Source organism: Staphylococcus sp. HMSC62B09 (genome assembly GCF_001839115.1).
GTDB lineage: Bacteria > Bacillota > Bacilli > Staphylococcales > Staphylococcaceae > Staphylococcus > Staphylococcus haemolyticus.
Genome location: NZ_KV840149.1, coordinates 244,603 through 258,693, shown reverse-complemented (window position 1 = coordinate 258,693; position 14,091 = coordinate 244,603). Strand labels below are relative to the sequence as shown.

The following is a 14,091-nucleotide window of genomic DNA, read 5'->3' as shown; positions in this document are numbered from 1 at the left end:
GGGGAGGAAGTTTCATGAAGGAACAAGTTTTAGTAACTGGAGGGACAGGTTTTTAAGGTTTACGTATTGTCGCGGAATTATTAAAGCAAGATTATGGTGTACGTGCAACAATTCGTTCGTTATCTAAGAAAGATACTATTTTAGAAACATTAAAGGCACAAAATATTGATACGCAAAATTTAGCATTTGTTGAAGCGGATTTATCTAAAGATGATAACTGGGAAGATGCTATGGAAGATTGCACCTATGTGATGAGTGTAGCATCACCTGTAGTGATGGGTAGTGTCAGCGTAACTGATGAACAATCGATCAATAAACAAGCCGTTGAAGGTATTCAGCGTATCTTGAGAGCTGCCGAGAAAACGAATGTGAAGCGTGTAATAATGACTGCAAACTTTGGCGCAGTAGGATTTAGTAATAAAGATAAATCTAGTGTGACAGCAGAAGAACATTGGACTAATCCAAATGAAAAAGGACTTTCTGTTTATGAGAAGTCTAAATTAATTGCTGAGCGAGCAGCGTGGGACTTTGTGAATGCTACTGAAAATCACATTGAGTTTGCGACAATCAATCCTGTTGCTATACTTGGACCATCATTAAATCAACATATGTCATTAAGTTTTCAATTTGTAGAAAATATTGCTAGTGGCAAAATGAAACGTATCCCTAATATTCCAATGAATATCGTAGATGTCAGAGACGTTGCACAATTACATGTTTTGGCAATGAAGACGCCAGAAGCAAATGGTAAACGTTTTATCGCCACTGTAGATGGACAAATCTCTATGCCTGAAATCGCACAATTAATTAAAAAAGAACGCCCTGAATTAGCAAGTAAAGTTTCAACTAAGACCATTCCAGATTTCGCAATTAAGCTAGGCGCTAGATTTAATAGTGAAGCACAAGAAGGTAAGTTATTACTTGAAATGAATAGAAATGTTAGTAATCAGCAAGCACGAAATGTTTTAGGTTGGACGCCAAGTTACACTCAAGAAGAAGCCATTCTAGCATCTGTTGACTGTATGAGAGACTATCACATTTTAAAATAAACATAATTGAATAATACATTTAAGCAAACACCTTTACCTTCATTGTTGTAAATAGAAGATAAAGGTGTCTTTTTACTTACAAATTTAGAAAACGCTTTCTTTTTTCTTGTTTCATGAAAAATACATATGCTAGGATTAGTCTATGATAACGTTTTCATAATAAAAAGTAAGGTGAAACGATGGATAATACACAAATCAAACAATTTATTGAAGATGGTCATTTAACAGTGGGTATTGAGTTCGGTTCAACGCGTATTAAAGCAATTGCGATTGATGACCAATGTCAAACCCTCGCAACAGGTTCATTCGAATGGGAGAACAGTTACTGTAATGGTTATTGGACGTATTCGATGAACGATGCATGGGTAGGCATTCAAAAAGCATATGGCGCAATGACTCAAGAGTTAAAAGAGAAATACGATGCAACTGTGAAACAACTTGCTTCTTTAGGTATTAGTGGTATGATGCATGGCTATTTACCGTTTGATGACAATGACGATTTACTCATTCCATTTAGAACGTGGCGTAATAACAATGCTAATAAAGCAGCTGAAATCTTACGAGAGGACTGTCAAGTGAATATTCCTGAACGTTGGAGTATTGCACAACTTTATCAATCTGCATTAGATCAAGAAGCGCACGTTGAGAAAGTAAGCTATATGACGACACTTGCGGGATACATACATTGGTATCTAACCGATGAGAAAGTATTAGGTATTGGAGATGCGTCTGGTATGTTCCCAATTGATAGTGAGACACAAGACTATCGTGACGATATTATTGAACGCTTTAATAAGAAGTTTTCTGAAAAGGGTTACACACAAGATATTAGAGATATCTTACCTAAAGTAGTTGTAGCAGGGGAGTATGCCGGACGTCTTACTGAAACTGGTGCGAAATTAGTTGATCCAAACGGTGAGCTACAAGCCGGATGTCCATTATGTGCACCTGAAGCGGATGCAGCTACAGGTATGGTAGCTACAAATAGTGTTGCACCAAGAACTGGTAATATTTCAGCAGGTACAAGTATCTTCTCGATGATTGTCCTTGAAAAGCCAATCAAAGATGTCTATCCAGAGGTAGATATTGTTACAACACCAGACGGTTATGAAGTAGCAATGATTCATGCGAATAACTGTACATCAGATATAAACGCTTGGGTCGATTTGTTTGGAGAAGTATTTGAAACAATGGGAGTTAAATACGATAAAGGTGAATTGTTCACCAAATTATTTGAACGTGCCTTAAAAGGTGACGAAGATTTAGGTAAGTTATTGTCATATGGTTATATTTCTGGTGAATTTATCACAGATGTACAACATGGTTATCCAATGCTTGTACGATCAGTAGACAGTAACTTTAACTTAGCTAACTTAATGAAAACACATATTTACAGTGCTTTCAGTACGTTGAAGATTGGTATTGATTTATTAAAAGAAAGAGAAAATATTCATATTGATTCAATGTTTGGTCATGGTGGCATCTTTAAAACTGAAAAAGTTGCGCAATCATTCTTAGCAGCTGCCTTAGACAGTCCTATTCGTGTTATGCAAACTGCAAGTGAAGGTGGCGCTTGGGGTATCGCAGTATTGGCGAGATACATGATTGAAACAGAGACATCAAATTTAGCAACATATTTGAATGACTTTGCGTTTAAAGGAACAGAATCAATGACAATCGAACCAACTAAAGATGAAGTTGCAAGCTTTGAGCAATATACAGAACGCTTTAAACAAGGCATTCCACTTGAACGTCTTGCACATGAACAATTTAATTCAGAACAAAAATAATGAATAAAACAAAGGTAGAAAGTGGGATTAAAATGGCGAACGAGATAGACAAACGAGAACGTCAATTTCTAGGATTGCCTATGGTATTAATATGGGGATACATTGCCGTAGCGATCTTTATGACCGGAGACGGTATGGAGCAAGCATTTTTATCTAAATATATTATGAGTCTTGGCTTTGATAATTCTGAAGCCGGCAATGTCTTAACCGTTTACGGTTTAGTCGTAGCTATCGCTTCATGGTTATCAGGTGTGATGGCTGAGATTTTCAGTCCACGACGTGTGATGACATTCGCGTTTATTATTTGGATGATCTTCCATGTTGGATTTTTAGTCTTTGGTCTAGAACAACAAAACTATGCCATGATGATGATTATGTATGGTATTCGTGGTTTAGCATATCCAATGTTTATTTATAGCTTTGTCGTATGGATTACATATTCTTCACCAAGTTACAAACTAGCTTCAGCAATGGGTTGGTTCTGGGCAATGTATTCAATCGGTATTGGAGTACTAGGTTCATATTTACCAAGCTTTTCAATTCCAATCATTGGTGAAATGGGTACTTTATGGTCATCATTAATCTTCATCTTAATTGGTGGATTAATCGCGATGTTCTTAGTTAAAGATAAAAAAGGCGAAGATGTCGAAGCACAACGCATGACTAAGAAAGAAATGTTAAGAGAATTTGGCCGAGGTATCACAATTCTTAAGAATAAGAACGTTGCAGTTGCCTTTGTCGTAAGAATCATTAACCAACTGTCATTATTCGGATTGGTTGTATTCTTACCACACGTTTATACGGCAGATTTCGGCTTCACTACGTCAGAATGGTTACGTGTTTGGGGATTAATGTACATTATTACAATCTTCACTAATTTATTCTGGGGTATTATGGGAGATAAAATTGGTTGGGTACGCCAAGTACGCTGGTTTGGCTGTATTGGTATGGCCGTTTCTACGTTAGCGTTCTATTATTTCCCTGCATGGAGTGGACCTAATATATTCGTGACAACTTTAATTGCACTGATGTTCGGCTTCGCTGTTGCTGCATTCGTTCCAATGTCAGCCATCTTCCCAACGTTGGTACCTGAACATAAAGGGGCGGCAGTGTCCGTACATAACTTAGCAGCTGGTTTAAGTAATTTCCTAGGTTATGGACTTGCAAGTGTCATGCTTATATTCGCTTCAGCTGAAGTAACGATTTGGGCATATGCAGTGATATATGTATTAGGCTTTGTTCTTACATTCTTTATGAAAGTACAACAGCCTGGAAGACAAGTAAAAACAACAGTTAATACACAATCGAATTAAAAAGGATGATAAAAATGACAAACATTATTGATCAATTTAAAGTAAACGGTAAAGTAGCAATCGTAACAGGCGGTGCCATGGGACTAGGTAAAGCTATGGCAGAAGCATTAGCACAAGCAGGTGCAGATATTGTTATTGCAGACATTAAATTAGATTTAGCTCAAGAAACAGCAAAAGCAATTGCAGATAATGAAGGCGTTAAAACGACAGCATTAAAAGTAGATGTTACAAATCCAGAAGATGTTAGCAAAATGGTAGACGACGTCGTGAATGAGTACGGTAAAGTTGATATCTTAGTAAATAATGCTGGTATGACAATTAATGAAAAAGCAGAAGACGTATCTTACGAAAACTGGTTAAAAGTAATTAACTTAAACTTAAATGGTGTCTTCTTAGTAGCACAAGCAGTAGGACGTCAAATGATAAAACAAGGCTATGGTTCAATCATTAATACATCATCAATGTCAGGATTAATTGCCAATAAACCACAAGAACAAGCATCTTACAATGCATCTAAAGCAGGCGTTATCATGTTAACGAAAAGTTTAGCAATGGAATGGTCAAAATATGGCATCAAAGTAAACACAATTGCGCCAGGATACATGAAAACGGCATTAACTGAACCAATGTTTAATACTGGAGGCGAAATGATCGATTATTGGATGGGGGCGACACCAATGGGTCGTCCAGGTGAACCAGAAGAATTAGGTGGCATTGTTGTATACCTTGCATCTGACGCTTCATCATTCGCACAAGGTAGCGTATTTACAATTGATGGTGGTTATACTGCATTATAATTATATTTGGAAAAGTGCAAGATGAGTCTTTGTACTTTTTCATTATTAGTGAAAAGAATTTTTTGAGAGGTTTTAATAATTCGATGATATGCATCTCAGCTGAAGGATGAAAATCCAATGCTTGAGATGCATTTTTTATATTCAAATCAAGAATTTCTTGAATGAAGTTATGCGTGCCGGTTAGGTTGGGTAAACTGTGAATAGACACTTACTGAACGGAGGAATAATGATGAAGCGCTCAATAGATCTCGAAAAGACATTAAAATCGTTAGATGGACAAAAATATGGAGCGTATAAACGAATGAAAGGCATATATGCCTTTGATCAATTTCACTTAGCAATCGATCATGTACAGGTGGATCCTTATGCGCCACCTTCAAAAATGCGTCTTATCATTCAACGTGATGTCGCCAAAATTCCAAGTGAATTATTAGATGAGAAAGACAAACGTATTGCAGTATCAGATTTCTTAACTAGAGCATTTGGCCATCAAACTTCGGCATTTAATCGTACTGTTAAAGGTTCAGGTAAAAACGGTAAAATTTTCATCGATCATTGTGGTCAAGAAATGTTAGAACGTACATCAGTCGTAATTAATGATAAAGAAATTGAAGTGCGCATTGAAGTTGGTATGCCAGCAACAGGACGTAAGATTCTTGGAAAAGTTGCGGCCCATACACTTATAAATGGCTTACCAAAGATAGTAAATCAAGCTATCATGTATCAAAATATTGATCAACAAGCACTTCAACATCAAGTAACATTAAAATTAGACCAAACGTATATTAGGAATCAACTTGAACAACAACACTTAGTCGCTTTTGTCGAAAATAACGCCATTTTACCACGAAAAAGCGGTGTATCCGATGAGCCAATGAAAGGTGCTATTCAATTTACGAGCCCGCAAGCTTTCGAAACAACATTCAACTTACCAAGTGGTCGGGCAGTCACAGGGATGTCTATTCCTGAAGGCATAACGTTGATTGTTGGCGGTGGTTATCACGGTAAATCGACCCTATTAGAAGCGCTTGAACGTAGTGTCTATGACCATATTCCAAATGATGGCCGTGAGTTTGTTATTACGCGTCATGACGCTATGAAGATACGAGCTGAAGATGGACGTGGAATTCAAAATGTTAACATCAGTCCATTTATAGATAACTTACCTGGCAAGAAAGATACAACGCACTTTTCGACTGACAATGCGAGTGGGAGCACGTCACAAGCAGCTAATGTCATGGAAGCATTAGAAACACAATCGTCAACGCTACTTATTGATGAAGATACATCGGCGACGAACTTTATGGTTCGTGATGGACGTATGCAGAAGTTAATTGCGCCTGATAAAGAACCAATAACACCATTTTCTAATAAAGTGAGACCACTTTTTGAAGCGCATCAAGTTTCAACTATTCTAATTGTTGGTGGGTCTGGTGATTATTTTGACGTGGCCGATCAAGTCTTGATGATGGATGAGTATCATTTGAAAGATGTAACTACTGAGGCGAAAGAGATTGCTCAATCAGATGGATACCAACGTGACCTACAGGCAAATACGCAATTTGGTGCGATTCCATCTCGTGTCCCTTTAGATGCTTCATTCTCTAAAAAAGGGAAAGATGATCGAATGAAAGCCAAAGGGCTACACACAGTGATGTACGGCAAAGATGCAATAGATATATCTGGTTTAGAACAATTAGTGGATGACAGTCAAACCAATGCGTTGACCGTTATGATGAATTACTTTAGACATCACCTTATAGATAATCATAAGAGTCTTATTGATGCAACGAATCAAATGTACGACTTAATTGACGAAGAAGGCATCGAAGCGATATCTAACTTTGATGGACATCCTGGTAATTTAGCGCTTCCTCGTAAGCAAGAATTTATCGGAACATTGAACCGTTATCGTGGTTTAAAAGTAAAATAAAATAACAAAAGCACATTGCACTTGATAGTTAATCAAGCTTTGCAATGTGCTTTTAATTCGTTAAGAAAAAGTCTACAGTAAGATCATCAACATAATATCTTTCGTCATATTCTTCCATTGATGTATTAGGCAGTATGTTTAGGCTTTTGACATAATCAATACCATAATCTTCGACGTAGCCACGTTGGCCATGTTTAACATAAGGCGTTACTTTAGACTTAAACTTTACAACTTGTTGTAAAAAGGGTTCTTGGTTATGAAAGTATCTCTTTGATGCATAAACCCAAACGTGATCGAAATACTGACCGCCAATATTAACATCTAATAATAAAATTTTTGAGAAAATAGGCTTGTTTGGAATTTTTACTTTAGGTGTTATAGTAATATGTTCAATTCGACCTATTACGGTTACAGTTTTATTTTTCAAAGATTTCAAGCTATCGCGAGGCATACCATCACCTTCTTTTGCAAAAAATTGTGAAATTGATAACTATTAATTAAAAAAATAATATGTGATATAATTTTACAACAAAATGCATAAAAAGTGGTGGGATATACATTTTGAAAATACTTTTTTTAGAAGTGTATATTTATGAAATTTACTGTATATGATGGTGGATGCCTTCAGTTGCACGAATACCACTAAAGATACAAATCCCTAGGAAAGTACCTTCTAATGAACGATATCCGTGAACACCGCCACCACCAAAACTAGATGCTTCCCCAGCAGCGTATAGTACTTGAATCGGTTGCATGCTTGGATTAAGTGCTTGGTCATCGAGATTTGTTTGAATACCGCTGAGCGTTTTACGACTAATGATATTTAATTTTATGGCAATTAAACGTCCGTTTTTTCCACTTAATATTTTATGAGGTTTAGCAGTACGAACGAGTTTATCACCTAAGAATTGATATGCATTATTGATAAATGCGACTTGTGGATCTTTAGTGAATGGATTATCAATTTGTAAGTCGCGAGCTTTAATTTCATGTTTGATTGTTTCATAGTCAAGTAAGTCATTTTTCTCAAATTGGTGTTAGTGTTCAAGAAGCTGAGCAAAATGAACGTTACACAGTTAAACATATTCCTTTTGGTAAACAAATGGTAATTGAATATAAAAATGAAACGGATGCAGAAATGTATGTCGTTTTAGATGAAGAGAAACGACTTGTTGGCGCAGATATATATGGCGTCGATGCAGCTGATTTAGTAAATTTACTCGTATTTATTATTAATCAACGCATAACAGCACAAGATTTAAATAAATTAATCTTTGCTTTCCCTAGTGCCTCTAGCGGTGTCATTGATTTGTTAAAAGTGAATATGTTGTAATTTAATATAGATAAATAAAGATGCCTACATATTGGAATCAAAGCGTTATTGTTCCAAATCATGTAGGCATCTTTGTAAATTTTACTATGCGGGCAGTCTAAGAATTTACTTTTGTGATTCTAAGAATTTTTCTGCTACGGCTTTACCAGATTGTGGATTTTGACCAGTAATAATGCGACCATCAGCGACTGCAAACTCAGTCCAGTTATCACCTTGTTCATAGTTTGCACCACGATTTTTAAGTTCATCTTCAGTAAGGTAAGGAACAACGTCGGCTAAGCCCACTGCTTGTTCTTCACTATTTGAGAAGCCAGTAACCGTTTTGCCATCGATAATATGTTTACCTTCAGCATCTTTTACATTTAATAAGCCAATTGCACCATGGCAAACTGAAGCAACAACATCGTTATTTTCATAAATTTCTTGAGTTAGCTTTTGTAAATCTTCATTATCTTTGAAGTCCCAAATTGTACCATGACCACCAGCGAAATAAATGACGTCATAATTTTCAGCTTTAACTGCGTCAGGTGTAACTGTATGACCAAGACGTGTCATAAAGTCTTTATTCTGATAATATTCCCAGTCTAAATCTGTCATCATATCTTCTTGTAAACTTTGAGGGTCAATGGCAGTATAGCCACCTTCTGGACTAATATAATGTACTTTATAACCATTTTTATATAAGACATCCGCGAAATGAACAACCTCACCAAACCATAATCCAGTTGGACGATTCATATCAGGATATTTCGTTACACTTGTTACTACAACTAATGCTCTTTTTGTATTCATTGATACGCCTCCTAATTTTATACTACGTTTAGTCTACCCTTTTTGGAAAAGTAAGAAACTGAAGAGTCGTGAATTAAATATAATATGTTTCATGTAAAACGATGTAAGATGTATTCGTTGTTAGTCCAACGCAACTTCAATATACTTGATATAATGGCTATTTTTTAATGAGAGGAGGATTTTGAATGGTACAAGACAATGGAAAATTAAAATGGTCAAGCTTAATTATGGGAACGTTACTATTAATTGTTGCAGTTATTATTTTCAGTTATCCTGTTAAAAATTTCTACACACTTACTTGGCTTATTGGCTTATTAATTCTTATTAATGGTGTGATTCAACTATTATTCCGTCGTGCTGCGAGAGCGATTGCCGGTAGCGGTTCAGGATTAATTGTTGTCATAGGAATTATTGATTTTATATTTGGACTACTTGTGATATTTAACGTTGGGGCAAGTTCAACCTTCTTCATATTTATGTTTGCCGCATGGTTTATTGTAAGTTCAGTTATTGGACTAATGACCATTTCAAAACAAAACCGTTTGAAGGGACTATCTATCATTGTTAACGTTTTAGGCTTACTATTAGGAATTATTTTACTTTTTAACCCTATGATGGGGATGATTCTAGTATCAACGATGATAGCCATCACATTTGCAATTTTAGGTGTGACTTACGTTATTGATGGACTTGCGTAAATTTTTAGAATAGGGAGAGAGACAGAATTTTATATGAATTCTTTGTCTTTCTCCCACTTTTTATATTTAGAAGTGGAAATCTTAAAAAGTGAATTCATAAATGGGAAGTATTACAATAAGACTTATTAAACAATGATTCTAGGAGGCATTCATGTGACGTACAATTTTGATGAGATCATAGACCGTCGTTCTACAAATGCGATGAATGTAGAAGGTTATAAAGGCTATTTATTTGGAGACGCAGATACTTCAGATTTAGAAGAACATAATGAACTGATTCGCATGTGGGTAGCTGATATGGATTTCGCAACACCTGAAGTTGTGTTAGATGCGATAAGGGATAGACTCGATAAAAAGATTCTAGGCTATACCAACATATTTGGCACAGATTATTATGAGGCTTTTGTGTCATGGACAGAACGACGATTTGGTTATACATTTCCACAAGATCACCTTGTATTTTCTCATGGGATTGTTGCAGGGTTAATTGAACTTGTAAGCTATATTTGTGACAATGACGATAAAGCGTTGATTTTAACACCGAGCTACGGTCCTTTTAAAATGGCTTGTGATAAAAATAATATTAAGACGGTATATTCTCCGATGATAAATCATAATGGATACTATGAAATCGACTTTGAAGATGTTCGTCAAAAAGTAGAAACAGAAAATATTAAATTATGTATTTTTGCTAATCCGCATAATCCAACAGGTCGTGTATGGTCAGAAGTGGAATTAAAGCAATTGGGACAAATTATGGTCGATAATGACGTATGGATCATCTCAGATGAAATTCACTGCGACATTAAACGTGACGGTCAAACACATGTACCTTTTGCTAAAGCAGTGCCAGATTACGATAAGATTGTTACCGCAATGTCGCAAAGTAAGGCATTTAATATAGCAGGCTTAATGTTCTCAAACATCATTATTCCGAATAGAAGATTATTAAAGACATGGAAGTTACATCACTTTAGTTCTGAGAATCCATTAAGTATCGTTGCGACACAGGCAGCTTATGAAAAGGGCGAAGACTGGTTAGCTGCTATGAATGATTATCTAGACGATAACTTTAAATACCTAGCACAATTTTTAGAACAAGAACTGCCACATGCAGAATTTAAAATTCCAGAAGCAACCTACCTCGCATGGGTTGATCTAAGCTATTACATTAAAGCAAAACACATAGATGAACCAATCGCTAAATATTTCATCAAACACGCCGGCGTTATCATTGAAGGACAAGAACAATTCGTTCATAACGCAGAAGGACATATCAGAATAAACATCGCTGTTCCACGTGAAATCATGATAAAAGGACTGCAAAAGATTAAAGACGCATTAGTTTAAAAAGGAGATAACAAATGTCGATTATAGAGTCTTCGAACAATGGTAATACACCCTTTCAAAAATTATTAGGTCATCAAGAAGAATTAATGCAATTATGGACACAACTAAGTGATGTGTTAGAAAGTGACAGCGCACTTAGCAAAGAATTAAAAGAAGAGTTAAGAAGAATGTTAGCGCAAAAGAACGGTTGTCAGTACTGTAAAGCTAAAGGTCAACCTACCGGCAGTCTTAAAGATGAAAAATCGTCCGTTTGCATAGGATTCACAGAAGTTTTTATTAAGATGGGTGACCAAATTCCGGACAATATTATAAAAGTACTTAAAGACAGTTTAACAACAGAAGAAATTGTTGAACTCATTGCATTTATTACATTCACAAACGCACAACAAAACTTTGGTGCAATAATGAAATTGCAACCGTAATACAACCCTCTAGCCAACGTGGTTAGAGGGTTTTTTATTTGAGTGAGTAGCAAGATAATCTTCCAAATCTTATAAAACTTATATGAAATAATAGAAATAAGTATATAAAAATTTAATTTTACAATTATTTGAAAATTTAGAATCATGAGTATAGAATGTAATTAAAGAAATGAGAAAACGTTTACATTAAGAATATGCTATATCTCATTTCTATGTTTTTACAGAATATTTTGGGATGCACAACGATACGATCTTACGGAAGTGGGTGATAGTGATGACGGACTCATATGATTTGATTGTGATTGGTGCAGGACCTGGTGGATATGTTGCTGCTATTCGCGCTGCACAATTAGGTCAAAAGGTTGCAATTGTAGAGAAAACAAACGCAGGGGGGACTTGTTTAAACGTAGGTTGCATACCTTCTAAAACACTACTCGAACATGGAACGAAAGCACATGATATACGTAAGGCCAATGATTGGGGAATTGAGACACAAGGGATGAAAGTAAACTTCTCTAAATTAGTACAACGGAAACAACACATTGTTAGCACGCTCACAGGTGGTGTGAAGCAATTATTAAAGAAAAACAAAGTTAATTTCATTAAAGGTGAAGCTACTGTAACGAAAGATTTAGAAGTTAAAGTTGGTAATCAATCATATCAAGCGAAAGATATTATTCTAGCAACTGGTAGTAAACCTTTTATTCCACCTATTGAAGGATTAAATGACATAAAGTATGAAACGACAGACACATTTTTTGATATAGAAACGTTGCCTAAACAACTCGCAATTATTGGTGGCGGTGTTATAGCTACTGAGTTAGCATCTTCAATGGCTGATTTAGGAGTCGAGGTTACGATGATTGAAGTTAATGAAGATATTCTTCTCACCGAGATTGAAGAAGTACGTGAACTGTTAAAGGACCATTTGAAGAATCAAAGTATAAGAATTTTAACAGGCGCAAAGATATCTAAAGTAACAACCTCTAAAGTGATTTTGGATAATCATGAAGATGTGTCATTTGATACTTTATTAGTGGCAACTGGTCGACAACCGAACATCAAGGTAGCTGAAGATCTAGATATCGATATGGATGGTAAATTTGTACAAGTCGATGAACACTATCAAACAACAATTAATCATGTATATGCTATTGGAGACCTTGTTAAGGGTTATCAACTTGCACATTCAGCGAGTTCACATGGATTACATGTTGTTGAAACTTTGGCTGGATTAAAACCACCGCCAGTATCTCCAAACAATATTACACGTTGTATTTATACTCGTCTTGAAGCAGCATCAGTTGGTTTATCTGAGTCTCAAGCTAAAGAAGCGGGTTATGACGTATCTGTTACACAATCTTCTTTTCAAGGAAATGCAAAGGCGCTCGTAAAAGGAGAAGTACAAGGCTTTATCAAAATTGTAACTGATAAAGCATATGGAGAGGTCTTAGGTGCTTTTATTGTTGGTCCACATGCTACAGATTTAATCAGTGAAGTATTAGGTGTCAAAGTTTCAGAAGGTACAATGAATGAGTTATCTAACATCATTCAACCACATCCTTCTCTATCCGAAGCAATTGGCGAGAGCGCGGATGCATACTTTGGAAAAGCCATTCATATGTGATAACAGAACAAATCAATGAATGATAGGAGGAACTAACGATGGAAAAAGAACAAGCACGTTGGATTTATAAAACGATGAATGAAATTCGATATTTTGAAGAAAAGGTGCATAAAATCTTTAGTGATGGTAAGATTCCTGGTTTTGTTCACTTATACGTAGGCGAAGAAGCTGTAGCAACTGGTGTAATGTCACAACTTGAAGACGACGACTATATTACAAGTACACACCGAGGACACGGACATGCAATTGCCAAAGGATGTGACCTTAATGGCATGATGGCGGAGATAATGGGTAAACGTGATGGACTTGGTCATGGTAAAGGTGGTTCCATGCATGTTGCAGAAATAGATAAAGGAATGCTCGGTGCCAATGGTATCGTAAGTGGTGGCTTCGGACTTGCTACTGGTGCAGGTATTTCTATTCGAAATCAAGGTAAAAAGAATGTTGCTGTATGTTTCTTTGGTGATGGTGCAGCCAATGAAGGTAATTTCCATGAGGGCCTTAACTTTGCCTCAATCTTAAACCTTCCAGTTATTTTTGTTTGTGAAAACAACCAATTCGGTGAAGGTACAACACATGATTATGCCAGTGCTTCAGAAACAATTGCAGAGCGTGCTTCAGCTTATAACATGCCAGGTGTCAGAGTGGATGGCATGGATGTCGTTGAAGTTTATAAAGCAGCGCAAGAAGCTGTAGAACGAGCAAAAAATGGTGAAGGCCCTACGCTAATTGAGTGTGACACGTATCGTAAATATGGTCATTTTGAAGGGGACGAACAAAAAGTTAAATCACCAAATGATCGTAATGCGGACAAAAACGCAACAGAAGACTTTAAACGTCAAGCACTTGAAGAAGGTTGGTTAACAGAAGAAGAATTAAATGAAATTGAACGAGCAGCTGAACAAGCAGTAGAAGATGCAGTGAAATATGCAGAGGAAAGTGAATTACCAGATGTAGATTCATTACACGAAGATGTATTTGCCTAAA

The 14,091-nt window shown here is 36.2% G+C and carries 12 protein-coding genes and 2 pseudogenes; 11 read left to right on the top strand and 3 right to left on the bottom strand.

Features of this window, described 5'->3' with window-relative positions:
• Positions 1–65 precede the first annotated feature (65 nt).
• From HMPREF3265_RS07845 to HMPREF3265_RS07825, 5 genes are all read left to right on the top strand, one after another.
• Positions 66–1,049, top strand: a complete 984-nt coding sequence (locus HMPREF3265_RS07845; protein ID WP_141764276.1) for an NAD-dependent epimerase/dehydratase family protein — start codon at positions 66–68, stop codon at positions 1,047–1,049.
• 179 nt (positions 1,050–1,228) lie between these two features.
• The gene (locus HMPREF3265_RS07840) at positions 1,229–2,839 is read left to right on the top strand and encodes a xylulokinase (protein WP_070861272.1); all 1,611 of its coding nucleotides are present in this window, start codon (positions 1,229–1,231) and stop codon (positions 2,837–2,839) included.
• Between the two features lie 32 nt (positions 2,840–2,871).
• Positions 2,872–4,152, top strand: a complete 1,281-nt coding sequence (locus HMPREF3265_RS07835; protein ID WP_070861270.1) for an MFS transporter — start codon at positions 2,872–2,874, stop codon at positions 4,150–4,152.
• Between the two features lie 14 nt (positions 4,153–4,166).
• Positions 4,167–4,949 (top strand): glucose 1-dehydrogenase, encoded by a 783-nt coding sequence (locus tag HMPREF3265_RS07830; protein WP_037537472.1) that lies wholly within the window; start codon positions 4,167–4,169, stop codon positions 4,947–4,949.
• Positions 4,950–5,178: 229 nt separating this feature from the next.
• Positions 5,179–6,882, top strand: a complete 1,704-nt coding sequence (locus HMPREF3265_RS07825; RefSeq protein WP_037550838.1) for an ABC-ATPase domain-containing protein — start codon at positions 5,179–5,181, stop codon at positions 6,880–6,882.
• 52 nt (positions 6,883–6,934) lie between these two features.
• On the opposite strand, the gene HMPREF3265_RS07820 is transcribed toward HMPREF3265_RS07825, so the two are convergent.
• Together HMPREF3265_RS07820 and HMPREF3265_RS12265 are read right to left on the bottom strand one after the other, a co-directional pair.
• Entirely contained in the window at positions 6,935–7,333 is a 399-nt protein-coding gene (locus HMPREF3265_RS07820; protein ID WP_037550836.1) for a hypothetical protein, read from the bottom strand.
• A gap of 148 nt (positions 7,334–7,481) precedes the next feature.
• A pseudogene (locus HMPREF3265_RS12265) lies at positions 7,482–7,904 on the bottom strand (FAD-binding protein); the annotation flags it as partial.
• A gap of 2 nt (positions 7,905–7,906) precedes the next feature.
• Between HMPREF3265_RS12265 and HMPREF3265_RS07815 the strand changes: the two are divergent.
• Positions 7,907–8,215: pseudogene (locus tag HMPREF3265_RS07815) on the top strand (NAD(P)/FAD-dependent oxidoreductase); the annotation flags it as partial.
• A gap of 105 nt (positions 8,216–8,320) precedes the next feature.
• On the opposite strand, the gene HMPREF3265_RS07810 reads toward HMPREF3265_RS07815, so the two are convergent.
• Positions 8,321–9,007, bottom strand: coding sequence for a type 1 glutamine amidotransferase domain-containing protein (locus HMPREF3265_RS07810; protein ID WP_011274547.1), 687 nt, complete (start codon positions 9,005–9,007; stop codon positions 8,321–8,323).
• A gap of 185 nt (positions 9,008–9,192) precedes the next feature.
• Between HMPREF3265_RS07810 and HMPREF3265_RS07805 the strand changes: the two genes are divergently transcribed.
• The 5 genes from HMPREF3265_RS07805 (at position 9,193) to HMPREF3265_RS07785 (ending at position 14,090) form a co-directional block, all read left to right on the top strand.
• Entirely contained in the window at positions 9,193–9,705 is a 513-nt protein-coding gene (locus HMPREF3265_RS07805; RefSeq protein ID WP_070861269.1) for an HdeD family acid-resistance protein, read from the top strand.
• Positions 9,706–9,858: 153 nt separating this feature from the next.
• Entirely contained in the window at positions 9,859–11,055 is a 1,197-nt protein-coding gene (locus tag HMPREF3265_RS07800) for a 3M3SH-releasing C-S lyase (protein WP_070861266.1), read from the top strand.
• 14 nt (positions 11,056–11,069) lie between these two features.
• Positions 11,070–11,477 carry a carboxymuconolactone decarboxylase family protein gene (locus tag HMPREF3265_RS07795; protein WP_053036170.1) on the top strand — a complete coding sequence of 136 codons (408 nt, stop codon included), beginning with the start codon at positions 11,070–11,072 and terminating at the stop codon, positions 11,475–11,477.
• 274 nt (positions 11,478–11,751) lie between these two features.
• Positions 11,752–13,104, top strand: coding sequence for a dihydrolipoyl dehydrogenase (gene lpdA / locus HMPREF3265_RS07790; RefSeq protein WP_070440433.1), 1,353 nt, complete (start codon positions 11,752–11,754; stop codon positions 13,102–13,104).
• 38 nt (positions 13,105–13,142) lie between these two features.
• Positions 13,143–14,090: a thiamine pyrophosphate-dependent dehydrogenase E1 component subunit alpha gene (locus HMPREF3265_RS07785; RefSeq protein ID WP_037550828.1), complete on the top strand. Its 948-nt coding sequence runs from the start codon at positions 13,143–13,145 to the stop codon at positions 14,088–14,090.
• Position 14,091 lies beyond the last annotated feature (1 nt).

What these genes read in the sequence shown, in the direction of transcription:
- HMPREF3265_RS07840 (WP_070861272.1), top strand. Translation starts at nt 1,229, where the DNA reads ATGGATAATACACAAATCAAACAATTTATTGAAGATGGTCATTTAACA.
- HMPREF3265_RS07835 (WP_070861270.1), top strand. Translation starts at nt 2,872, where the DNA reads ATGGCGAACGAGATAGACAAACGAGAACGTCAATTTCTAGGATTGCCT.
- HMPREF3265_RS07830 (WP_037537472.1), top strand. Translation starts at nt 4,167, where the DNA reads ATGACAAACATTATTGATCAATTTAAAGTAAACGGTAAAGTAGCAATC.
- HMPREF3265_RS07825 (WP_037550838.1), top strand. Translation starts at nt 5,179, where the DNA reads ATGAAGCGCTCAATAGATCTCGAAAAGACATTAAAATCGTTAGATGGA.
- HMPREF3265_RS07820 (WP_037550836.1), bottom strand. Translation starts at nt 7,333, where the DNA reads ATGCCTCGCGATAGCTTGAAATCTTTGAAAAATAAAACTGTAACCGTA.
- HMPREF3265_RS07810 (WP_011274547.1), bottom strand. Translation starts at nt 9,007, where the DNA reads ATGAATACAAAAAGAGCATTAGTTGTAGTAACAAGTGTAACGAAATAT.
- HMPREF3265_RS07805 (WP_070861269.1), top strand. Translation starts at nt 9,193, where the DNA reads ATGGTACAAGACAATGGAAAATTAAAATGGTCAAGCTTAATTATGGGA.
- HMPREF3265_RS07795 (WP_053036170.1), top strand. Translation starts at nt 11,070, where the DNA reads ATGTCGATTATAGAGTCTTCGAACAATGGTAATACACCCTTTCAAAAA.
- lpdA (WP_070440433.1), top strand. Translation starts at nt 11,752, where the DNA reads ATGACGGACTCATATGATTTGATTGTGATTGGTGCAGGACCTGGTGGA.
- HMPREF3265_RS07785 (WP_037550828.1), top strand. Translation starts at nt 13,143, where the DNA reads ATGGAAAAAGAACAAGCACGTTGGATTTATAAAACGATGAATGAAATT.